Annotated in this window: 17 protein-coding genes; 2 read left to right on the top strand and 15 right to left on the bottom strand. The window is 47.1% G+C overall.

The genetic code is table 11. From position 1 onward, the window contains the following. Positions 1–14: 14 nt before the first annotated feature. Positions 15–821, top strand: coding sequence for a GLPGLI family protein (locus ESB13_RS23880; RefSeq protein ID WP_181955308.1), 807 nt, complete (start codon positions 15–17; stop codon positions 819–821). Between the two features lie 15 nt (positions 822–836). On the opposite strand, the gene ESB13_RS17435 is transcribed toward ESB13_RS23880, so the two are convergent. After that, the gene (locus ESB13_RS17435) at positions 837–3,659 is read right to left on the bottom strand and encodes a TonB-dependent receptor (RefSeq protein WP_129004901.1); all 2,823 of its coding nucleotides are present in this window, start codon (positions 3,657–3,659) and stop codon (positions 837–839) included. Positions 3,660–3,744: 85 nt separating this feature from the next. Further along, positions 3,745–4,224 (bottom strand): low affinity iron permease family protein, encoded by a 480-nt coding sequence (locus tag ESB13_RS17440; protein ID WP_129004902.1) that lies wholly within the window; start codon positions 4,222–4,224, stop codon positions 3,745–3,747. Positions 4,225–4,434: 210 nt separating this feature from the next. On the opposite strand from ESB13_RS17440, the gene ESB13_RS17445 reads away from it, so the two are divergent. Next, entirely contained in the window at positions 4,435–5,844 is a 1,410-nt protein-coding gene (locus tag ESB13_RS17445; protein ID WP_129004903.1) for a S41 family peptidase, read from the top strand. Between the two features lie 12 nt (positions 5,845–5,856). On the opposite strand, the gene argH is transcribed toward ESB13_RS17445, so the two are convergent. The 13 genes from argH to gcvT all read right to left on the bottom strand — a co-directional run bounded on the left by argH (position 5,857) and on the right by gcvT (position 24,427). After that, the gene (gene argH, locus ESB13_RS17450; RefSeq protein ID WP_129004904.1) at positions 5,857–7,230 is read right to left on the bottom strand and encodes an argininosuccinate lyase; all 1,374 of its coding nucleotides are present in this window, start codon (positions 7,228–7,230) and stop codon (positions 5,857–5,859) included. Between the two features lie 152 nt (positions 7,231–7,382). Continuing rightward, positions 7,383–8,474, bottom strand: coding sequence for a M20 family metallo-hydrolase (locus tag ESB13_RS17455; protein WP_129004905.1), 1,092 nt, complete (start codon positions 8,472–8,474; stop codon positions 7,383–7,385). Then, positions 8,474–9,265, bottom strand: a complete 792-nt coding sequence (gene argB, locus ESB13_RS17460; RefSeq protein WP_129004906.1) for an acetylglutamate kinase — start codon at positions 9,263–9,265, stop codon at positions 8,474–8,476. Before argB ends, ESB13_RS17455 begins: the two co-directional genes overlap by 1 nt. 4 nt (positions 9,266–9,269) lie before the next feature. Next, positions 9,270–10,244 (bottom strand): Rossmann-fold NAD(P)-binding domain-containing protein, encoded by a 975-nt coding sequence (locus ESB13_RS17465; RefSeq protein ID WP_129004907.1) that lies wholly within the window; start codon positions 10,242–10,244, stop codon positions 9,270–9,272. 37 nt (positions 10,245–10,281) lie between these two features. Next, positions 10,282–11,448 carry an aspartate aminotransferase family protein gene (locus tag ESB13_RS17470; protein ID WP_129004908.1) on the bottom strand — a complete coding sequence of 389 codons (1,167 nt, stop codon included), beginning with the start codon at positions 11,446–11,448 and terminating at the stop codon, positions 10,282–10,284. Positions 11,449–11,493: 45 nt separating this feature from the next. After that, on the bottom strand, positions 11,494–12,489 hold the full coding sequence (argC, locus tag ESB13_RS17475; protein WP_129004909.1) for an N-acetyl-gamma-glutamyl-phosphate reductase: 996 nt from the start codon (positions 12,487–12,489) through the stop codon (positions 11,494–11,496). 62 nt (positions 12,490–12,551) lie between these two features. Then, on the bottom strand, positions 12,552–13,751 hold the full coding sequence (locus ESB13_RS17480; protein WP_129004910.1) for an argininosuccinate synthase: 1,200 nt from the start codon (positions 13,749–13,751) through the stop codon (positions 12,552–12,554). Positions 13,752–13,769: 18 nt separating this feature from the next. Beyond that, positions 13,770–14,450, bottom strand: coding sequence for a GNAT family N-acetyltransferase (locus ESB13_RS17485; protein WP_129004911.1), 681 nt, complete (start codon positions 14,448–14,450; stop codon positions 13,770–13,772). 373 nt (positions 14,451–14,823) lie between these two features. Next, the gene (locus ESB13_RS17490; protein ID WP_129004912.1) at positions 14,824–17,820 is read right to left on the bottom strand and encodes a TonB-dependent receptor; all 2,997 of its coding nucleotides are present in this window, start codon (positions 17,818–17,820) and stop codon (positions 14,824–14,826) included. A gap of 172 nt (positions 17,821–17,992) precedes the next feature. Then, the gene (locus tag ESB13_RS17495; RefSeq protein ID WP_129004913.1) at positions 17,993–21,778 is read right to left on the bottom strand and encodes a DEAD/DEAH box helicase; all 3,786 of its coding nucleotides are present in this window, start codon (positions 21,776–21,778) and stop codon (positions 17,993–17,995) included. Between the two features lie 146 nt (positions 21,779–21,924). Continuing rightward, the gene (locus ESB13_RS17500) at positions 21,925–22,650 is read right to left on the bottom strand and encodes a 2-phosphosulfolactate phosphatase (protein WP_129004914.1); all 726 of its coding nucleotides are present in this window, start codon (positions 22,648–22,650) and stop codon (positions 21,925–21,927) included. A 50-nt stretch (positions 22,651–22,700) separates the two neighbouring features. Then, positions 22,701–23,069, bottom strand: a complete 369-nt coding sequence (locus tag ESB13_RS17505; protein WP_129004915.1) for an RlpA-like double-psi beta-barrel domain-containing protein — start codon at positions 23,067–23,069, stop codon at positions 22,701–22,703. 266 nt (positions 23,070–23,335) lie between these two features. Then, positions 23,336–24,427 carry a glycine cleavage system aminomethyltransferase GcvT gene (gene gcvT, locus ESB13_RS17510; RefSeq protein ID WP_129004916.1) on the bottom strand — a complete coding sequence of 364 codons (1,092 nt, stop codon included), beginning with the start codon at positions 24,425–24,427 and terminating at the stop codon, positions 23,336–23,338. Positions 24,428–24,442 lie beyond the last annotated feature (15 nt).

Below are 24,442 nucleotides of genomic sequence, written 5' to 3' on the forward strand. Positions count from 1 at the left end.
ATAAATAACGTATTATGAAACGAATCCTACTATCGGCATGTGGGCTGGCTCTGGCTGGTATTACGATGGCGCAGGTAAAAGAAGGCACCGTTGTATATGAGCGCAAGATGAATATTCACAGGCGGATCAAAGATGAGCAGATGAAAGCGATGATCCCTGAATTCCGGACCGACAAGCAACAACTGCTTTTCAATGACAGTACTTCGGTATATAAAGCTGTTCCCGATGATACGGCTCCTGATCCATTTGCAGGCGGTGGCCGTGGGGGTGGCGGGTTTGGTGGCCCGGGCGGCGGTGGTGGTGGCTTTGGAGGTCCTGGCGGCGGAGGTGGCCAGCGAATGGGCCCTCCACCGGGTATGGGATCGCAGAACAGGATACTGTTTATCAACTACAACAACCAGCTTATCACAGAACAAACCGAACTGGGTGAGAAAACTTACCTGATCAAAGATACACTGCACCAGCAGCCCTGGAAACTAACCGACGAGACCAAACAGATATTGAACTATACCTGCAAAAAGGCTACTATGACCAATGCCAATGGGCAAAACCTGGTAGCCTGGTATACGGAAGCCATCACCCTTCCTGCCGGACCCGAATCTTTTAACGGGTTACCCGGCCTGGTATTACAGCTTGACATCAACGACGGCGAACTATTATATACTGCACAGGAAATAAGTAAGGAAGCAGATAAGAAGGCATTAAAGGCGCCTTCGAAAGGTAAAGCTATTACCCGCGCTGAATACAAGGAAAAAATAGACGAAATGTTCAAGAACCGCGGACAAGGAGGAGGAGGACGTACTATTCTCATCGCTCCTTAAATTTTATCCCCCCAATTACATCGGCGGAGGTCCCATTAAAACGGGACCTCTTCCTGTTTTAAGACCCGACTTATGAAGGCTGTAGGTGAAGCCCAATGTGAAATACCGGTTCAACACATTATATCTCTGGTCAACAATATAGCTCTGGTTTGCCGACCTTGTAATTCCCACATTTTTATTTAAAAGGTCGAATGCCGACACCTTGACTTCTGCACGCTTATTCTTCAAGAAGCTTTTTGCAATGGAGGCATTCCATAACGGGACCTGGGTATTGAATCCATTTGTACGGCCCGAATTGAGAACATAATTAAACTGGTTATTGATAACCAGCGACCAGGGCAGGTAGTAGGTCAGATCTCCCCCGTAAGTCTGTTGCAGGTAATTGGTATTCGCCTGCGGTTGCAGCGAATAAGACGCTTTGCTTATAGCAAACCTGGAAGATAAGCGAAGGTCTATCACATCATCGACGCTAAAGTTCCAGGAAAAGTTAGGACCAACAGACAGGTTTGAGATCAGGTTTTCACTGCCGTTCAGGAAGGCTACGTTCCTGTTATAGGATACAGAAGATCCAATATCAAAACGTGACTTCCAGCTTTTAACCGTAAAGCCATAACCCAGGTTTGCCGTCATAGTATACACGCCGTTTGCGTTTACCGGTTTGCTGCTCCGGGAACCATTTTCTTTCACACTATCTGCATTTACAATAGCGTCGCGGCTGGTAGTAAAACTCAGTAGGGCTCTTATATGCGTTCCGGACTCCGGACTTACAGAAAAGTAATTCATATTAAGCCCGTGATTGTATTGTCTTTTAAGGTCGGCATTACCCGAAGTAACATTCAACGGATCGCTGATATCGGCAATAGGCTGTAGCTGTGTAATACTTGGCTGCATGGTAGACGCAGTATAATCGAACCGCAGGTTACGATACCTGCTGAACATATATTGGAAAGTAGCATTCGGCAACACATCGGTAAAAGACTGTCGGATATTGATACCGGCTGTATTGTTGGTGGCTTTAAGTGCAGCTGACTGTAACGAAGTGCCCACTGTAAAGTTAAACGACTGTTGGTTAGACCTGAAGTTGATGCCACCGCCAGCATAGGTATAGTTACTTTCGAAATCATTACTCAGCGCTTCGTTATACAAGTCGTATTTACCCGAGCCGGTATTCCTGTCGTATGTTTTCTTTTCGCTTTCGCCTTTGCTGATATTACCAAACGTGCTAAATTCCAGCAGGGAACGCCGGCCCACAGGTTCGGTATAGGTGATATTAGCGCCATAACTTTGCGTAACGGCATCGCGGCTGTTTACCTGGTTAATGAGCGAATCTGTAGCGACCTGATTGTTATCGTAGAAGATATTCGCAGTGTTCAGCGAACCTGTTGAACGGCTATGGTTATAAGTGGCGTTGATATTACCTGATATGGTACGGCCTTTTTTAGCGAGTTTCTTACGCAGCAGGATATTGTTGGTGATGTTAACAGCGTTGGCGTCTGTATTATTCACTGTATTACCCTCGTTCAGCTTTACGTTATTGCTGTTATAAGAAAGATAGCTGCTGTTGCTATAGCTGCCTGTATTCTGCCAGGTAATTACCGGCGTCATTTTAAAAGAAAAGGAGCTATCCAGTTTCTGATCCCAAGCAACATTGATACGATGCTGGCTGTTACTGCTGTTGGTAACAGCCGAATCGGATTTTGTATAGCTGTTGACAGGCGACAGGTTTTGCGTATTTGACTGCCTGGTAGCAGAAAGATCCATATCACTGCCTGTATAGCTGGTATTAAGATCTGTTTTCTGATTCCAGTTATTATTATAGTTGATACCTCCGGCCCATGTTTTTGCAATACCCTGCTGGTTCTGTCCCATGCCTGTAGTAGGCAAGCCGCTTTCACCTCCGCTATTGCTGGTAATCATTCCCCCTCCGTTACGCATACCGCGTGAAAGAGAGCCCGAGAAATTCATTGCGTCGGCCACCGAAAAGCCCTGCTTATTGGTGTTATTGGCCATCGCAAGTACAGAGATCTGTTCTTCGTTGTTGAAGCGGTTGATATTGGTTTGTGCATCGTAGCGGTCGCGGTTGCCTGCGGCTGCGTAAACCTTGCCGAAAATAGCGTTGTTCCGGTCTTTCTTCAGTTTGAGATTAATAGTTTTGGTGGTATTGCCGTCGTCGATGCCTGTAAAGTCGGACTGATCACTTTTTTTGTCGAACACCTGTACCTTATCTACCGCGTCAGCGGGTAAATTTTTGGTGGCCATTTTAGGATCGCCGGTAAAAAACTCTTTTCCGTTTACCAGTACTTTTTGAACAGCCTGGCCGTTAATCTTTATAGAGCCATCTGTTTCTATCGTCATACCGGGCATCTTCTTCAGCATTTCTTCTACAACTGCGTTGGGTTGCGTTTTAAAGTTTTCGGTATTGAATTCCAGTGTATCATTATTCATTACCACGGGCGGACGTTTGGCCACAACGGTCACATTCTTTGCTGTTACAAGATCGGTCATATTCAGGTTGTCCAGGGACTCCGTTTCGTGGGAGGCGGCCACTTTAACGGGTTTCCATACCGGCAGATAACCGACATAGGAAGCGGAAAGCAGGTAGGCTCCTTTAGGAACCGACCTCAGCACAAACTGTCCCAGGGAATCGGCGCGGGTAAAGCTTACCAATGTAGAATCTTTCGCCTGTACCAGCGACACGGTGGCATAGGCCAGTCCTTTTTGCATGGTACTGTCTACCACTTTACCTTTCAGCGAGGTCTTCTGGGCAGCAACGTCCTGCGCAAACGAAACAGAAAGTAAAATAACAATGCAATGAAGAAGGGTCAGGCTTTTACGCATGGTAAAAAATTTCCCAAACCTACCTGAGGCAACCAAGAAAAGCGGTTAACCAACTTAGCTCAAAAGTTAAACAACGTTAATAAAACTAGCGACGCGTTTTTTTGCCTTTCACAACGTTCAGTTTTTCTTCGTGTCTTTCTTCCGCTTCGTCGATAGAATGGGTTGCAAAAAGGTTCTTTTCGTTTTTAGCAAGCTGAGAAAGTTTAACGTAAAACTTTTTCAGCACTACGAGTTCTTCCTCGGTAAGGTCTTCTACATCTATGAGCCTGTTACTGGTGCAGTCACTCGCAGCTATAAGTTCGTTCAGCTTCAGGTGCAGGGCCAGCGTGTCTTTGTTTTGTGACTGCTGAATAACGAATACCATCAGGAAAGTAATAATGGTTGTGCCTGTATTGATGACCAGCTGCCAGGTATCTGAGAAATGAAAGATGGGCCCTGTAACAGCCCATACGATAATGATACCGAAGGCAGACAGGAAGGCTATGGAGCTGCCTGCCAGGTGTGTTACTTTTCCAGAAAAGCGATCGAAGAAAACTTTAAAGCGCCCGGGTTTCTTGTTTTGCATAAAGTAGTGTTTTAAGCGGATCTTTTTATAGTAATTTACAAACAATAGACCAGAGAATCAGCTTCTATTCGTCCCATATCCCGGCCGGTTCACACTGGCAACCGCTTTTTCATTTATCTTAACAAGTGAAAATTGCCTGCATTATATCATGAATAACAGAATGGCGATCCCAGTTTCCTGCAACGAGATCCAATATTAAATGCTGAAAAAATGAAACACAATTATATCCTGTTGCTATTGTTATTTTTTTCTTCTTCTATATATAGTCAAAATATACCGGTTCTTACACCGATTCAGCTGAAACAGGATATAGATTCCTTAGTGAAGTACCTTGACGAAACACATATCAATCCTTATTACAGATATCCAAAACAGTTATTTCAGCAGGATGTAATTGCGCTCAAAAAACGCATTACCAAAGACTTAAACATTCTTGATTTTTACGTACGCATACAACCGCTGCTAGGTAAGCTGGAAGATGGGCATACCGACCTTTATGCGCCGGAAGACAGTTACAATATCTTGGATCTTTTTAGACTGCCCTATCATTTCAAGCTAAACGTAACAGCTCCCTTTATTACCTGTGAGAAGCCTTTCCGTGGCTTTAACGCGGAAATACCTGCCGGAGCAGAGATCATTACCATTAATGCTATTCCTGCAAAGCAAATTGTTGATGACATTGTTGCTCTCAATACGGGAGAAAGCCGCTCTTTCAGAGCGGAATACGGAGCACAAAAGTTCAATTTTTACCTGGGTGTTCTTTATAAGATGAACGGCAATTACACCATACGATATAAACATAATAATCAACTGCAGACGATATTTATACAGGGAGCAAGGAGTAAACAGATCACCGACAAGTTCAACGAAAGTGCCGACACCACCTCTTCTGCGGACGCCACCCCTCTCCCATGCGATAGTTACTATCTTCAAATCATAGATAGCATTGCGATCATCGACTTTAAAAGTTTCAGTTGGAATTGCTTTAAAAGATTTTCGGATTCGGCATTTACTGTCATAAAAAAAGCAGGTATTAAAGATCTTGTCCTTAACCTGATTGACAATGGCGGCGGTGATTCTGATGTTGGTGATGCGTTTTTCCAATATATTCTGGACAAGCCCTTTACCCAATATGATAAAGTAGTTGAAAAGAACAGCAGGCTATTGAAGGCCAGGCTTAACAAGCATTTGCTTTCACGTAAAGCAGATGCATCCGACTCAGCCCTGCTGGCCAAACCAAACGGCAGTATCGATACGGTTCATTACAGTACGATTGCTATTGAAGATAATCCGCTAAGATTTAAAGGTTCTGTTTACCTTCTTATAAACGGGCAAACCTATTCTTCGGCCGCCGACTTTGCACAATGTTTTAAACACTATAAAAGGGGATTGATCATTGGCGAAGAAACCGGAGGGCTTATCAAGAGCTATGGCGACATTGTTTCCACCCAGCTACCAAACAGCAAACTAAGGCTTATCATCTCCAGTAAGCTGTACTACAATATTGGCGCAACTGATGAAGACTGGAAGGGAGTTGTACCAGATATTACTGCCACTAAAGACAAAGCGCTTTCAGTAGCACTGAAAACAATACGGGACAACCGGAAGGTTGCCAGATAGGCAGCCGGCGTCTTAATCCTGCAATAACTTTGTAAGTGTGGCACGGCATTCCTCGAAGCCGAATGAGGCCAGGATCTCGTGCATATTCGCTATAATCTTGTGGTTACAGAGGTTGCCGATGCTGCCTTCATGCGTATGATGAACTTCGGTGGTATAACCAAAATTACCCGCTTCTATATCGAGGCCTATTTGTTTATAGGCATCCCTGAACGGCGTGCCCTGCAATACCAGCTTATTTACTTCTTCTACGCTGAAGAGGTATTTGTACTTTTCGTCCTGCAGGATGTTATCCTTCACTTCCATATTTGAAAGCATCAGGCCGGCCATTTCGAGGCAGGAGCGCAGGGTTGTAAACGCGGGGAAGAGATGTTCCTTCAGCAGCTGCAGATCGCGGTGGTAACCGGAGGGCAGGTTGGTTGTCATCATCATGATCTCATTGGGCAGCGCTTTGATGCGATTGCAATGGGATCGGATGAGTTCGAACACATCGGGATTCTTTTTATGCGGCATGATGCTGGAGCCTGTTGTCAGTTCCTGCGGGAAGCTGATGAAACCAAAGTTCTGGTTGAGGAAGAGGCAGGCGTCCATAGAAAGCCTGGCCAGCGTGTCGGCAACATTGGCCAGGGATGCGGCCACAATACGTTCGGCTTTACCACGTCCCATTTGTGCATATACTACGTTGTAGTTGAGGTCGGCAAAACCCAGTAGTTGTGTAGTAAGCGTGCGGTTGATAGGGAAAGAAGAGCCGTATCCTGCTGCGGAGCCGAGCGGGTTTTTGTTAACGATGTCGTAGGCGCTTTTCAGCGTGATGGTGTCATCGGCAAGGCTTTCGGCGTAAGCTCCCAGCCAGAGGCCAAATGAAGAAGGCATCGCCAGTTGCAGGTGGGTATATCCCGGCAGCAGGTGTGACCTGAATTTTTCACTTTGTTCTATGAGCAGCTCAAAGAAAGTTTGCACGGCAAGAACAGTTTGTTCTATTTCGGCACGCAGGAAAAGTTTTACGTCTACCAGAACCTGATCGTTACGGCTGCGGGCGGAGTGTATTTTTTTACCGGTATCGCCGAGCGCCTGTGTAAGCAGGAACTCCACCTGTGAATGCACATCTTCCACATCGTCCTGGATGGTGAATTGCGTATCGGCAGCAGGCAGAGAGCTGGCAGGCAGTGATGGATGATGCGCAATAGCCGCATAGATCTTCTGCAATTCAGCCGTAAGCGTTGCAGCTTCATCGTTGGTAAGCAGTCCAACCGTTGCCAGCATTTTCGCATGGGCCATATTGCCGAGCACGTCGAAAGGAGCCAGCAACTGGTCGAATTCCCTGTCTTTACCGACGGTAAAACGTTCTACTTCTTTCAGCGAATCAATATTTTTCTGCCAGAGTTTCATTCGTTCAGTTTTTTTGTTGAGCAGTGAGCCGTATAGGTTTTCTACTGCTAATAGCATTGAAGTGATTTTCTTCCTGCTTTTGTTTAAGCTCCTCTTCTATTGTCAGGTGTTATCAACCAGTATATTGTTCCGGGTTACATAGCAGCCCTGGATCAGGCAATTACGCTGCCGAGCATGCTGATGTAGTTTTCAATACCCTGTTTAATTTCCGATACAAAGATATATTCATCGGCGGTATGGCTGCGGGCGCTATCGCCGGGACCGCATTTGAGTGCGGGGAAGGGCATCAGCGCCTTATCGGAAGAGGTAGGAGAGCCATAGGTGGTTTTACCGAGGGCCAGTCCTGCCTTTACAATAGGGTGACCGGCTTCGATACGGGTAGCGCGCATACGCATACTGCGGGGCGTGACCTCGCTACCGATATTAGCCCTGATGATAGCCAAGACCTGCTCGTGTGTATAAGCATCGGTAACCCGCACATCTACCACAAAATTGCAAACAGCAGGCACTACGTTATGGGCTTTGTTCTCTGTATTAATTACGGTTACACTCATTTTTACGGGTCCCAGCCACTCCGATGTTTCAGGGAAAGTGTAGGAGCTGATCCAGGCAATATCCTTTAATGCTTTATAGATGGCATTGTCACCTTCCTCCCTTGCTGCGTGTCCGGCACGGCCGTGCGCAACGCCATCGAGCACCATCAATCCTTTTTCCGCAATGGCCAGGTTCGTAAGGGTAGGCTCGCCTACTATTGCGAAAGCGGGCTGTTTCATTTGCAGGGCTTCGCGGAAAGTATTGTTCTGCAATAATGCTTCTATGCCATTCACGCCGGAGATCTCTTCTTCAGCGGAGGCGGCCAGCACTATGTTATACTTTAAATCCTGTTTATCGTGGAAGTAAAGAAAGGTGGCGATGAGTGATACCAGGCATCCGCCGGCATCATTGCTGCCGAGACCAAACAGTTTACCATCTTCAATAACCGGTGTAAAAGGATCTTTTACATATTGCGGGTTGGGCTTTACCGTATCGTGATGCGAATTGAGCATCACGGTAGGTTTTGCCGGATCGAAATAACGGTTGAGGGCCCATACATTATTCAGGTGACGCTGCGGCTTTACACCTTTCTGCAACAGGTATTGTTCCAGGATCGTTGCTGTTTTATCTTCTTCGCGGGAGAAAGAAGGTGTAGCAATCAGTTGTTGCAGCAGCAATAGCGCCTCATTATATAGCTGGTCTGTTTCCATCAGTTGGTAATGAGGGTTCCGGATGTATTTTCTGTTGTGTTCTGCATAAGATCATCGGCATGGCCTATCAGCACCTCTTTCACGCCGGCTTCGATGGCATCGAAGGCATTGTCAATTTTAGGCAGGATGCCGGCGAAGAGTTTTCCTTCGTTCAGCAGTTGCTTGTACTTTGCACGGGTAATTAAGGTGATGACAGAGTTATCGTCATCAACATTTTCCAATACACCTTTCTTTTCAAAGCAATAGATCAAACGCACATCATAAGCAGCGGATAGCGCTACTGCGATAGAAGAGGCGATGGTATCGGCATTGGTATTAAGAATATGGCCCTGCTGATCGTGTGTCAACGGCGCCAGCACGGGGATGATACCATTATCGAGGAAAAGCCTGCAATTTGCAGTGTTAAGGCCTGTTGCATTTACATCGCCCACCCAACCGAAGTCGACCTCCTTTACGGGCCGTTTTACGGCAGGAATGATATTGGCATCGGCCCCGGTAAGTCCTATTGCATTACAGCCTTTAGCCTGGAGCTGCGCTACCAGCTTTTTATTTACGAGGCCACCATAGACCATTGTAACAATATCGATGGTTGCATCGTCGGTGATCCTGCGGCCATTTACATATTTAGATTCCACGCCCAGCTGATCTCCTATTTTGGTAGCAATTTTACCGCCGCCATGGATCAGGATCTTCCTGCCGGGAATATTTGCGAAGCTGGTTAAGAATGCGGACAGGTTGTTGTCGTTGTCGATAACATTTCCGCCGATCTTAACAACAAACAGTTTTTCCATAATGCTATTGTTTGGCCTTCAGAATTTCCGACAATACAGCCTGTGCAGCCCATACCCTGTTGGAGGCCTGCCGGGTTACGACGCTGCTGGCACTGTCGAGCACTTCGTCGCTCAGTTCCACGTTTCTTCTTACGGGAAGGCAATGCATCACTTTGGCCTGGTTGGTCAATTTCAGTTTTTCTTCTGTAAGCATCCAGGCGGGATCATTCTCATAGATCTTACCGTAGTCGTTATAAGTGCTCCAGTTTTTTACGTAAACGAAGTCGGCATCTTTCAATGCTTCGTCCTGGTCATGTGTAATGGTGGCGCCTTTACTAAATTGTTCTGCCAGTTCATAATCTTCGGGGTGGGTAATTACGAAATCGGCTTCGCCCCAGGCGTTGATCCACTGTGCAAAGCTATTGGCCACACATTGGGGCAAGGGCTTCACATGCGGCGCCCATGTTAAAACGATCTTAGGTTTTGCTTTTTTCTGTTTGAGTTCTTCTTTCGCCATCACTTCCTGGATGGTAATGATGTCGGTAAGACTTTGCAGCGGATGCAGGGTAGCGCTTTCGAGGCTAATCACCGGCACGCCGCAATATTTTATGAACTGGGAAATGAAAAGTTCGCTGTAGTCATCTTCCCTGTTTTTCAAAGAGGGGAAGGTTCTGATACACAACACATTGAAGTAGCTGCCCAGGATGGGAGCGGCATCTTTGATATGTTCTACCGTATTACCGCTCATGATGGCGCCCTCTTCGAACTCGAGGGTCCAGCCTTCTTTATCGACGTTAAACACGATAGCTTCCATACCCAGGTTAGCCGCAGCCACCTGCGTACTCAAGCGGGTACGCAAACTTGGGTTCAGGAACAACAATCCCAGGCGTTTATTTGCACCCAGCAATTTGTCTTTTAACGGATCGGCCTTATAAGCAAGTGCTTTTTGCACCAGGGCGTTGATATCTGTTACATCGTGAACGGAGATAAAGTTATTCATGATCGATTGTAGAGTGGTAGATGTAGAATGGTAGGGTTTATACTTCTTCTGTTGAAGGGGTTACTGCTTTCAGCTGGTTGATCTCTTCCTGTAAAAGATCCAGGAATTCATCGACCTGCTTGCGGGCAATGGCCAGTGAAGGCAGTAAACGAATTACGTTTGGTTTTGCTTCGCCGGTAAATACCTGATGTTTGTATAACAGGTTTTTCTTCAGGTCTTTTAAGTCTTCGGGAACATCGAAGCCAATCATCAGCCCGCGGCCTCTTACGTTTTCGATTCCTTTTACGGCTTTCAGCCTGTTGAGCAAATACATACCACGCTGACGGGCCTGTTCGATAAGGTTATCTTTTTCCAGCACTTCCAGTACTGCAAGGGCTGCTGCGCAGGCTAACTGGTTGCCTCCGAAAGTTGTTCCCAGCATGCCGTATTTAGGCTTGATGTGTGGTGCAATAAGGATACCGCCAATAGGGAATCCATTGCCCATGCCTTTTGCCATGGTATAGATATCGGCATTTACGCCTGCATAGTCGTGTGAGAAGAATTTGCCGCTTCTGCCGTAACCACACTGTACGGAATCGGCGATATACAATGCACCGTATTCATCGCAAAGGCTACGGATCTTTTGCAGGAATGATTCAGCAGCTATGTTGATACCTCCTACGCCCTGGATACCTTCGATGATAACAGAAGATATTTCTCCGCCCTGTGCTTTGAAGCAGGCTTCGAGTGCTTTTTCATCGTTATAGGGTAGGAAGATAACATTATCGGTTTGGTTTACCGGCGCTACGATAGCGGGGTTATCGGTTGTTGCCACAGCCAGTGAGGTACGGCCGTGGAACGATTTGTTGAATGCGATGATCTTTTTTCTGCCATTTACAAAAGAAGCCAGTTTCAATGCATTCTCATTGGCTTCGGCTCCGGAGTTACAAAGGAAGAGCTGGTAATCTTCTTTGCCGCTCACTTTGCCGAGCTTTTCCGCCAGTTCTTTTTGGATGGGGAGGTGAACAGAGTTGGAATAGAAGGCAATTTTTTCCAACTGCTCTTCTATTCTTGCCACCCAAAGGGGGTGTGTATGTCCTATAGAGATCACTGCGTGACCACCATACATATCGAGATATTGAACGCCATCGGCATCCCAAACGTAGGATCCTTGTGCCTTTACAATAGTAATATCATTAACCGGGTAAACGTCGAATAGTTTCATACTTGCTGGTTCCCGAAAGGGAATTAATTGTTTAATAAAAGATCATTAGAAGTAACCTGCTTTCAGTTTCAGTGCTGCAGACTCCTCCAAGCCAAATAAGAGGTTCATGTTTTGAACCGCCTGGCCGCTTGCGCCTTTGAGCAGGTTATCGATAGCTGAGTGAACAACTATTTTATTCCCCTGCTTTTCTACATAGATCAATGCTTTATTGGTATTCACGACTTGTTTAAGGTCGATCATCGTATCGCTGACGTGAGTAAAGGCTGCAGTAGCGTAGAAGTCTGCAAAAATTCGTCGGACCTCTTCGACAGGTAAACCGCAGTCGAGGGTGGAGCTGATATAGATACCTCTTGTAAAGTCGCCGCGCCAGGGGACGAAGTGTACCCCTCTTTCTGAACCTGCGGCAGCAGGGAAATCGTCCTGCAGCTGGTGGAGGCTCTGGTGGATCTCTTTAATATGCTGGTGTTGCAAGGCTTTATACGCCTGGATATTATTTGCTCTCCAGCTAAAATGTGAAGTACCGCTCAGGCTTTGGCCTGCGCCTGTAGAACCTGTGATGCCTGTAGTATAGATATCACCGAGCATACCTGCTTTAGCGAGCGGCAGCAAACCGAGCTGCAGCGCTGTAGCAAAGCATCCGGGGTTGGCGATGTTATGAGCGCTTTGAATGGCGGCTTTGTTCAGTTCGGGTAATCCGTATACGAAGGACCTGTTGCCGATCGAGGCTGTAGCTTTGAGACGAAAGTCCTGTGACAGATCAATGATCTTAATATGTTCCGCGATGTTGTTTGCTTCCAGGAATTTGCGGGCATCGCCGTGGCCTACGCAAAGGAAAAGCACGTCGATATCATCGTGCAGTTCGCCGGAAAATTCAAGATCGGTATCGCCGAGCAGGTCGGCATGTACTTTACTTACAGGATTACCTGCATTGCTGGAACTATTAACGAAGGCAATATTTACTCCGGGGTGGTTGATGAGCAACCTGATGAGTTCTCCTCCGGTATACCCGGCACCACCTATTATGCCTGCTTTTATTGCCATACTTAATCAATTAAATAAATGAAACGATATTGGTCTTCTGCCGTTGCGGTAACGGGGAGCCATTATTTTTCAGCATCGGCTTTCACCAAGTGGAACATGGCGGTTTGGTTACCGAAGATCTTTGTGAATCCACGTACATCTTCGCCCGTCCAGCCGTTGTTCATTTCACCGTATTTACCAAACTTGCTGCTCATAAGATCGTAAGCCGATTCAATACCAATTACCTGGAAGAAACCAGGCTGCAACAACACATAGGCGTCGCCTGTTACGGTAGCCTGTGAGCTTTGCAGGAATGCTTCGATATCGCGCATTACCGGATCGAGGATCTGGCCTTCGTGCAGCCAGTTGCCGTAGAAGTTAGCGATATTGTCTTTCCAGCTGAGCTGCCATTTGGTGAGAACGTGTTTCTCCAGGGCATGGTGTGCTTTAATGATAACCATAGGAGCGGCGGCTTCGAAACCTACACGTCCTTTGATACCAATGATAGTGTCACCTACGTGAATATCCCTGCCTATTCCATAGGCGCCTGCAATAGCCTGGAGGAATTGGATGGCTTCGGATGGATGACCGAATTTTTTATCGTTTACGGCTGTCAACTCACCATTGATGAAGGAGAGTTTTACTTCTTCCTTACCTGTTTTGGTTATTTGTGTAGGCCAAGCTTCTTCGGGCAGCAGTCCTTTGGAAGAAAGCGTTTCTCTTCCGCCCACGCTGGTACCCCAGAGGCCTTTGTTGATAGAGTAAGCAGCTTTTTCGAAGTTCATTTCAACACCTTTTGATTTGAGGTATTCGATCTCTGCTTCGCGGCTGAGTTTCAGATCACGGATGGGGGTAAGGATCTCGACGCCGGGGATCATGATATTAAATACCATATCGAACCTCACCTGGTCGTTACCTGCGCCGGTGCTGCCGTGTGCTACTGCGTCGGCATTGAGTTTTTTCGCATGTTCGGCGATATGAAGGGCCTGCACCAGGCGTTCGGCGCTTACGCTTAAGGGATACGTGTTATTCTTGAGGATGTTACCAAATACCAGGTATTTGATAATGCGATCGTAATACCCTTTTACCGCGTTAATGGTAGTATGTGATTTCACGCCTAGTTTATAGGCATGCGCTTCAATTTTTGTAAGTTCTTCATCGCTGAAGCCGCCAGTATTTACGATAACGCTATGCACCTCATAACCTTTGTCTTCGCCGAGGTATTTCACGCAATAAGTAGTATCCAAGCCGCCGCTAAAGCCGAGTACGATTTTTTTCGCCACAGTTAATGGTTTGTAGAGTTAGAAATTAAGAAAAGCATGGAAAAGCGATTTTCTGCTGCCGGATTTTTTCCTGAACAGGAATTGTTTGAAGCGCAGTAACCGTTCGTATATTTTGCTTTTCTTTTCGAAGTATTCTTTGGTTTCCTTGGGTTCGTAATGATCCTGTGGATCGTAGAGCATGGCGGTGCACATACAGTTTTTCCTGTCTTTGGACATCAGGATATCGTAGTTCACGCAGCTTTTACATCCTGCCCAGAAAGATTCGTCGTCCGTTAATTCGGAGTAGGTAACGGGTTCGTAGCCCAGTTCGCTGTTGATTTTCATCACAGCGAGGCCTGTGGTGAGGCCGAATATTTTAGATTCGGGATATTTTTCCCTGGAGAGGTCGAATATTCTTCTTTTGATGCGTTTGGCAACGCCTGTTTTGCGGTATTTGGGAGAAACGATCAGCCCGGAGTTAGCGACGAATTTGCCGTGGCTCCATTCCTCGATATAGCAGAAGCCAACCCAGTCGTTATCGGTTGTGAGTGCTATTACGGCTTTGCCTTCGAGCATTTTATGGGCTACATAGTCCGGAGAACGTTTAGCGATACCTGTACCTCTGGCTTTTGCCGAAGATTCCATTTCATCGGTGATAATGCTGGCGAGGTGTACATCGCCACTATTGGCTACACGAACTATTATATCTTGATATTCCACTATTCATTAATTGAATCTAATACAGAAAATACAGTAAGAGAGAGGTACAAAAACAGTGCGAAATGATGTGCGCTGATTTTGTATTTGTGATAATCCCTGACCGGCGGAGAATGGGTGCCGGACTATTCAGAGGAGGGAATATCAAATTCTAGATCGTCGGAGCAGATACGGGGAGTTAAGGTTACCCAAAAGGTTAACACCGCCCTCGAAGAGGGGATGATAAGCTGTTAAGTTACGATATCCTATGTACTGTTTCAACGTCAATTCTGTATGAAAAGGTGATCCAAAAATTGTTTTTGAAGGCGTAAAAGTACAATAGTTTGGAAAACCTGTGGATATTTTTTTATGAAATAAAGATTAATATTTGAAATCGTTAGTTACGACCGCGTCCGCCGCCGAATCCGCCGCCATATCCACCTCCCATACCTCTTGGTCCGCCTTCGCCGCGACCACGGCCATCGCCCCAGAAATTGGGCATTTTTTGTCCGCCAAAGCGACGGAGGTTGTAAGTGAAGGTGAGCATGAAATAACGTGTAAGTACCTTATTCTGAACGTCCTGGATATAGTTTTCGGTGATGTTACGGGTGATGCTTACGTTTTGATTCAGCAGGTCGTACACAGAGAATTTGATTTCACCGGTCTTGTCTTTAAACAGCAGCCGGCCGAAGCTTGCATTCCATAGTGGTACGCTGGTATTAAGTCCGGCACCGCGGCCATAGTAGCGGTAATCGAAATCGGTTGAGGCTATCCATCCGTTGTTGGTATAGTAGGTTAATTCGGTTTCAACCGTCTGGGAAAAATAGTTACCATTCTGGCTTGACTGAATGGAGTAGGTAGCTACGTTATAGGTGGAGCGTGAGGTAAAGTTCATGTCGAAGTTATTCGCGAGGTTGGTTGTCCAGCGAATAGTACCTCCGAAAGCGTAGTTGCGGTTTTTGTTGAGCACGGCATTACCCAGCGCGGTATCGTTCTGCAGGTTTACGGAAGCGGAATGCGAAAGGTTACCGCCGAAACTGAGGTTAGACTTCGGTGTTTTCAGCGGGAAGCCGTAGTTGAACGACATTCCCATGTTATAGTTACCATTGAGGTTCACAGGTTTTGTGATTTGGGCGCCTACAGGCGTTTCGACATCGGAAGGTAATTGAATATCAGCAGGTAATGCAACACCACGGCGAACTGTAACCACATAATTGCCTACCCTGTTGTTTTCGATGGTGGCATTGAAATTCAGGAAGAAGTTACGGTTGGTAGTAACGTTGAATGTATTGTATTGCAGCCGGAACTGGTGGTTGAAAGCCTGTTTCAATGCCGGATTACCCAGTTTGATGTTCAAAGGATCGGAGTTATCGGTAACATCCTGCAGCTGCTGAACGCTGGGCTGGCTGGTACGGCCGTCGTAGTTAAAACGCAGTGACTTTTGCTTGCTGGGGTTGAAAGTGAGCGATGCCGTTGGGAACAGGTTCTTAAACGACTGGTTGATATCCGAGTTCTTGCTTCTGTTTATGCTGGAGAGGTCGGAATACTGGATGCCGGTACCTATGCTGGCTGTTATTTTCTCGTACTGAACGCGATAGTTCAATGCAATGCGGTTTGATGCGTTGGTATTCTCGAACCGGTTGCTGAGGTTGGAGTCGAGCACGTTATAATCGTGTGTAGCCGCGTTGTAGTTATAAGTACGGCGGTCGGAAGTATTAACGTTGTAGGAATAGTTATAGTTTATTTCGACCAGGTGGTGATTCATCAGCGGTTCGGTATAGGAGAAGTTAGCGCTGATATTTTTGCCATCGGTATTTGAGAAGTTGCGCTGGTTCACGGTATCGGTAACATAGTTGGTACCGGTTTCGTCGAAGGTGTTGGTAACGGTAAAGGCGTTGCCGTTGCCGTTATTTGAATTGTAGCCACCCTGAACGGCCAAAGAAGCCGTTCTACCCCTTTTTTTGAACTTATGGCGGAAAAGCATTTCGAGATTAGCCCTGTATCCGTCGTTTTCGTTATCGGACCTGTAGGTGCTGTTGTTGATATTGATGCCTTTGTTGTTCACGATGGAGGTAGTACGATCGCTGGTATTATCTGTTTGCTGGTAAGAGACATCGGGGCGCAGGATAATTGCGTTGTTGGAATCTATTTGCTGCTCGAGGTTGAAATTGAAGCGGTGGTTCTGGTTTTTGCTGCGTGCAATAGTATTCTGGTTTGAGATATTGGAGGTATCCTTTGTCACAAATGTTTCGGTGCGGGATTGCTGGTCTCTGTTAACGGACTGGTTGTTATAAGAGTAGCTGCCTGAGGCGCTGGCTTTGGCGCTCCACATATCGTTGTAGTTGATGCCGCCTGCGTAAGATGTTGTCAAGCCTGATGATCCGCCACCGAAGTTGCCTCCCATGATATTGCGGCCACGGCCGCCGCCTCCACCGCCTCTGCCACCGCCCCCTCCTCCTCTGCCGCCGCCTCCGAAAGAGCCACCGCCGCCAAAAGAACCAAGAAAGTCCTGGGTAGAGAAGCTTTGTTTATTCACATTATTTGCCTGGGCGACCAACGAAAGCTGCCTGGTACCGTTGAAACTATTGAGTGAAAGGCCGGTTTCGAAAAGTCCTTTTTCATCGGAGCCGGAGCCGCCGCCGGCTATCATTTTACCAAAGTAGCCATGGCGTTTATCCTTTTTTGTTACAATGTTGATGGTTTTAACCCTGTTACCGTCGTCGAAGCCGGTGAAGGCGCTTTGATCGCTCTGTGCATCGTAAAGCTGGATTTTGTCGATCACGTCGGGGGGCAGGTTTTTGGTGGCCATTTGGGGGTCATCGCCAAAGAAGCGTTTACCATCGACCAGTATCCGAGTCACCTGTTGTCCCTGGGCTGTGATGGTTCCGTCTTTATCCACTTCTACGCCCGGCAGTTTTTTCAGCAGGTCTTCGGCCACAGCATTTGGTTTGGTTTTGAAGCTGCCGGCATTGAATTCAACTGTATCTTTTTTTACGGCTATGGGTGGAGAGGAGCGGATGACGACACCTTCGAGGGTATTTGCTTCCTGTTGCAAATAGACGGTACCTATTTCGATATAAGGGCTTGCAGGAAGTACCGATACGTTCTTGTAAGCGGCTTCGTAACCCTGGAAATTAATATGCAGTATGTAGCGGCCGGTATCTACTTTTTCGAAGACAAAACTGCCATTATCCTGTGAAAGGACATAAGCGACGAGGGAAGAGTCGCTTCTTTTCAGCAGGCTTATGGTAGCTGCTTTCAGGTTTTCTTTTTGCGTAGAATCGGCAAGCCGCCCTTTTACGGTTCCATTGCCCTGTGCAAAAGCAGCAGTGCTCCAGCAAAAAATAGCCAAAGCAGTCAGAGACAACAAACGGGCAAGCGGTTTCTTCTTCATAAACGTTACCTGGTTGGTTTTATATAGCGTTATTACCGGGTATGTAAAAGTAATTACTGAATGTATTGCCGGGGCATATTATCGGTAACTTGATGGTGCCTTTAGGTAATTTACGAAAGTTGTAGTAGATAGCAGGTAAAATTCATTCTTAAGATAACTGTTTGCAAACCACCTAACTAAACAGGTATTCGATATCGTCCCTGGTAAGGCTCTTCACAAAACCGGTATCATCTGTAATGAGGTCGGCGGCGAGTGCGCGCTTTTTCTCCTGCAGTTGCAATATTTTGTCTTCGACTGTGTCTTTACAGATCATCCTGTAGGCGAAGATGTTTTTGGTTTGGCCGATACGGTGTGTACGGTCTATAGCCTGTTGTTCAACTGCGGGGTTCCACCAGGGGTCAACAATATAGACATAGTCGGCAGCGGTAAGGTTAAGACCCACGCCACCGGCTTTAAGTGAGATAAGGAATACGCGGCAGTTATCTTCGGACTGGAAGCGGCGTATGGCTTTTTCGCGGTCGGGAGCGGAGGTGCTACCGTCGAAGTATTCATAGTCAACGCCCAGTTCAGTCAGTTTTTGTTTAATCAGAGCTAACATGCCGAGGAACTGAGAGAATACCAGGGCTTTGTGGTTGCTGATATTTTCGGTGATCTCGCGGCCCAGTTCTTCGAGTTTTACCGAGGCATTGGGGAAACGTTCCTCGTCTTTCATGATGGCAGGGCTGTCGCAGATCTGCCTGAGCTTCATAAGCCCCTGAAGGATGGTAAGCTGAGATTTTTGAACGCCCTGACTGTCTACGACACCGAGGATCTTGTCGCGGTAATCATTTCTGAAGGCGTCGTAGATATCGCGTTGTTCTTTGCCCATTTCGCAGAACAGGATCATTTCAGATTTAGATGGCAGGTCTTTAGCCACCTGTTCTTTGGTACGGCGAAGGATAAAGGGGAAGAGCAGCCTGCGCAGGTGTTCTTTCTGTTCCTTCTCTCCGAATTTGTCGATAGGGATCGCAAATTCCTGTTTAAAGAACTCCATGGATCCGAGCATGCCGGGGTTCAGGAAGTTCATCTGGGCATAGATATCGAAAGTATTGTTCTGTAATGGCGTACCACTGAGGCAAAGCCTGTTTTTGGCTTTGAGGATGCTGGCGGCTTTGGTGACCTTGCTGGAAGGGTTTTTAATGGCCTGGCTTTCGTCGAGCACTACATAGTCGAAGGCTATTTCGGAGAAGTATTTGATATCGCTTCTCAGTGTGCCGTATGTAGTGATGATGACGTCCAGATCTTCGCCTACCAGGAGATCGGCGTTGCGGGTGCCGCCATGGTGTATATAGTGGGTGATGCCAGGGGTGAATTTCCTGATCTCATTTTCCCAGTTGTACATGAGGGTGGTTGGGCAAACCACAAGGGCCTTCATTATACCATTCGTTTGTTTGAGGTGATGGAGGAATGAAAGGGCCTGGATGGTTTTACCAAGACCCATGTCATCGGCAAGGATGCCGCCCCATTGTACTTCGCTGAGGTAGTTGAGCCATTGGAAGCCTGATACCTGGTAGGGGCGCAGGATGGGTTCGAGATGGGCCGGTGCATTGACCTGGGGAATTTGCTGGAATTCTTTGAGGCGTTCGTATTTGGCTTCGAGCTGGAATACCAGTTCTTCTTCATCGCGTTGTTCGTACAGCTCTTCGATAACACTGAAGTGGTATTTGCTGAGTTTCATATTACCCGACTTGCCGTCGCCTACGCGGAAGAGCAGGGAATATTTCTTTATCCATTCTTCGGGCAGGATCCCTAAAGAGCCGTCCTGCAGCTGTACAAACTGCTGCTTGTTGGCCAGGGCTTTTTTAACATCGGCGATGGTCACTTTCTGATCGCCAAAGTGGATGTCGACCTTGGCATCGAACCAATCGGTATGGCTGCTGATGTAGATCTTTGTGGAGGGTTTGGCTGTATTGAAGCGGAAGCTTTTCAGGGCTTCGAATCCGAATACAGGCAGGTTCATTTCCTTTACTGCGTCGACAAAAAGGAAGAACCAGTTATTTTTCAGGACCTCGGAGCCTTTGAGCGCGAGGGTGAGACCTTCTTCGGGTTTAATAAAGCCCGAGTGCAGGCTTTCGATCTTATCGATAAAGGCCTGTTCTGCTTCGGCATTACGATGAATGACGAGCAGTTTATTCATGACCGGCAGGATGATGCGATCTTTATCGCCCGGCTTGATATCGTAGCCTTTGTAGCTGAAAACGGGCTGGAACAGCAGGTAATCGCCGCGTTCTTTCAGCACCAGTTTTGCTTCGGGCCTGAGGTCACGGACCTCTTCCTTTTCGACATTTACAAACGTCACCTGATACTCTTTTGAAAGTGGCAGGATGAATTTTTCGAGCGTATGATTCCAGTTATCCTGTTCGATGATCATTGTGCCGGAGGGCATGAACTTTTCAACGGTCATCACATCTTCGGGGCGTTCCCAGAGGTACAGGTGATTGTGTTGCAGGAAGAGCAGCGGGCTACTCAATTCATTATCGGCTATGTTGAAAGTTCCGTTCTGCAATTTAACCGAGCAGGTAACCTCGTAGTGGCCGTTAGTGAAGTTAACGGAGAATTCGGGGACTATAGCCTTGCCGGAAAACGCCACCTGGTGCAGGTGTGCGGTGGTGAAGGATTTTTTTTCGGGCAGCAGGAAAACAAATGGCCTTTCAACGAGATCGGACGCCAGTTTTTTGTATTTGGGATGCAGGTATTCGATGATGAGGTGCCTTGTTTCTTCGGGCAGTGCATCGTCGTGCTGCTGGATAATATTTTCCCAGATACCGCTGAACGGGGAGTTACGGTTGAGATAGCGGCTTACTTCGCCGGGCAGCAGTTTACGTAATTGCTGGACCAGCATTTTGTCGTCTTCGCTGAAGACTTCGGTATTGATGAATTTGGCCAGGTCGAGTTTTTCGACTTTGCCAATGAATGCGTTGTTTGCGTCGTTCTGTTCTCCCTGGACGGCATCGGCCTGCAGGAAGGGGTACTGGTGGGCATTATAGCTGAAAACGATACCCAGTTTCATAGCGGCGGTATCGGTTTGCACCTGCGTTTCGGCAACAGGCGCCTTTTCAGCAACCACCGGTTCCTGGGGAACAGGTTGCCTGAAAGCGGGGGGCGGGGCAGAACTGGTATTGGTACCTACCCGTTTTATGCTGGTGTCGAGCACGCGCAGGAATGGTTTACCGTCTTTATAAGTGAATTCGAATTTTCCTTCTATGTTGTCCTGGAGGGAGTAGCCGTAGAGGGACAGGAGTTTATCTTTTTCCTTATCCCAGTTGCGGATGGAATCGAAATAAAAGGGGCCGTAATTATTGAGCAGTTGCAGCAGTACGATGGTTTTGTGCACACATAGCGGATGTGCGCCATCGTCGTTACAATTACAGCTGGTATCGAAGTTCCTTTCTTCGTTCTTTTGGATAAGTATTTTGTAATTGACGCTTTCGTATTCAAGTTCGGCGAGGACCCTTTCGTCTTTGGCGTCGATAATATTTGCGTGGGTATGCCGGAGGTAGTTTTCGGCGTTCGTAAGAGAGGCGGGGGCGGTGAGCAGTTTGATGAGCTTGAGGTCGAGCTGTTTCATTTTCACCACGGTATGCCTTTGATCGTAGCGGATCTCTTTTTCGCCGAGCATATTTCTGTCGACCAGTTCCTGCAGCTGAAACAGCGAGGCGGCTTCGTGTCTGCAGATCTCCCCGAGGTTATAGGGGCAACCACAGCGGAGGGACAGCGTTTTAGGATCTTTGAACTTGGTGATATGCACCTTGTAGTAGGTTGCATAGGCGTCGTCTTTCACACGAAAGGTAACGGATCCGATGAGGTCGTCGTATTCGACAAGTTCTACGTTGCCTACGGCATGTATTTTTTTGCCACGGCGAATGACTTCGTCGGTTCCGTTGTTGTAAACATACTTAATCAGGTGCGGTAGTGCCATGCGCTATCAACTATGCCGTTTAGCCTTCCAAACCGGGGCCAGCACCGGCATCCGTTCGGAAAAGGGCAATTTGCAAAAGTAAAGGAATTAGGCGCAGACTGCCTTGATTTTTATGAAAAAAGGCATCAACTGATTGTTAAATCGGGTTATTCCTGTACGATGAGCGAGCCGTTGGTATATACGGGCAATACATTAGCGACGTCGATGCTGATACAATATTCCATATCGTGTTCGAGGCCGTAAGCAGACAGGCGATGCCAGTGGGTAGCTTTACGCAGGAAGCCCACGAGATCTTGTTGATGCTGTGCATAGAGGTCTTTCGCCATGAGGCTGGAGTCGCAATGGATAGAGAAGTGATGGCCTATGCGTTCAATAACGGCGCCTGCAAAGAGCGTATCCTCGAGGTTAAAGCAGTCTTTCCAGGCTGAGCAGCCGAGGATGACGTTTTTTTCCTGGTTAACGAGGTAGTCGCAAACGGCAGACAGGTTAGGGAAAGAGCCTGTGATGATATTAGCTGCGCCACGGTCGAGGGCCATGTGGAGCAATTTTGTTCCGTTGGTAGTTGTGAGGACAAGAGTTTGTCCTTCGATAAAGCTTCTTGGATATTCAGTAGGAGAGTTTCCGTGCTGGAGGCCTTCCACCACTTTACCATCCCGTTCGCCGGCTGTGATACCGCCGGTAATTTTACCCAGTTCGATGCACCTGGGGACACTGTCTACCGGCAATACTTTTGCGGCTCCGTTGTAGAGAGCGGTTGCAATGGTAGAGGTAGCTCTGAAAACATCGATAATAACTACAATACTGTTTGAGATATCATAAAGATCCAGCAAACGCGGAGACAAAACAGTATGCAGGGACGGCTTGGTATTCATAAGGGCGCAAATATAAGCCCCCCGAACCTAATTTCGGAGGGCTTATATAATCATAACGTCCTTTTATATTTTATCTCGACAGGAGCCAGGCCTGTATATACCATACCAAGTGCTTCTGCAGTTTTCTTACTGATGCTGATGATAACGGTTCCGTTTTCGGCGGTGCGTTTCATGAGGATCTGTGCTCTTACTTTTTTACCGTTGAGCAGATTGGTAACTGCGACATAGTCGTTATCGGCGTCGGGAGATTGCCAGCCGTACAGATCGGGCTGAGCGGATTCGTTAGAGATCCGTTGCAGTTGTGCAGACGGGTAATAGATGGCTTTTCCTGCAGTTACATGTGAACTACCGCAGGATACTAAAGCCAGGACCCCGGCTGCACACAGCAGTGCCAAGGGCTTTGGGCGATACAGCTTCATAAATGGGTACGTTTTTTACACAAAATTGATTTTGGATAGGATGTCGGCACTACAAAATACAGCGTTGTTTTCACAGATGCAAGGTTTATAGACAAAGTGTTTTTTCCGCTATATGAGTACCGGAAAAAGGTTGATCAAAAAGGATACCAATGCAAAATAACATGTATGCATAATCATATGTTTTACAAAACAGAAATTTAATGTGTGCGTATTAAAAAGGCCGGGCAAAACCGCCCGGCCTTTTAATTGTATTTTTTTCTAAAGCATTAAACGAAGGGGCATTTCACCACTTTTGCTTTAACAGGGCTGTTTCTGATGTCGATAAAGATCTCGGCGTCGAGTGCAGCATGCGGGAGCGCTACATAAGCAAGGCCTATTGCTTTACCTAGTGAGGGTGCCTGTGTACCACTTGTTACTTTGCCTATGGTGTTGCCGGCAGCGTCTTTCACGAGGTAATCGTGACGTGGGATACCGCGTTCGATCATTTCAAAGCCTACGAGTTTACGTGTAATACCTGCTGTTTTCTGGTTCATCAGTATTTCACGGGCTGTGAAGGGCGTTTCTTTATTGAGTTTGGTGATCCATGCAAGTCCGCCTTCGAGCGGAGAGGTGGTATCATCGATATCGTTGCCGTACAAGCAATAGCCCATTTCGAGGCGCAGGGTATCGCGTGCGCCCAAGCCAATAGGTTTGAGGCCTTGCGGAGCGCCGGTTTCGAAGATGGCGTCCCATATTTTATCTGCGGCGCCGTTAGCGTCTTCGAAATAGATTTCAACGCCACCTGCGCCGGTATAACCTGTAGCGCTGATGATAACGTCTTCTACACCTGCAAAAGTTCCTTTTGCGAATGTGTAGTATTTAAGGTTCATGATATCGGTATCGGTAAGCGCCTGTAAGATCTTGCAGGCATTGGGGCCCTGGATGGCGAGTAAGCATGTTTTGTCGCTTATATTCTCCATTTCCACGCCCTGTGTATTGAACTTAGAGATCCAGTTCCAGTCTTTTTCGATGTTGGAGGCATTCACCACCAGCATATACACGCTGTTTTCTTCGATGCAGTAAACGATAAGGTCGTCTACTATGCCACCATTTTCATTGGTGAGGCAAGAGTACTGGGCTTTTCCGTTGGTTAGTTTGGAGGCGTCGTTTGTTGTAACACGCTGGATAAGGTCTAAGGCGTTTGGTCCTTTGAGCATAAATTCGCCCATATGGCTTACGTCGAAAATGCCTGCATTGTTTCTAACGGCTGCATGTTCATCGTTGATGCCGGAGTAACTGATGGGCATGTTATAGCCTGCAAAGGGGGCCATTTTGGCGCCGAGGGCTATATGTTTTTGGGTGAAAGCTGTACTCTTCATCTCCTATTAATGAGT

This window comes from Filimonas effusa (genome assembly GCF_004118675.1).
In the GTDB taxonomy this organism is placed as follows: Bacteria; Bacteroidota; Bacteroidia; order Chitinophagales; family Chitinophagaceae; genus Filimonas; species Filimonas effusa.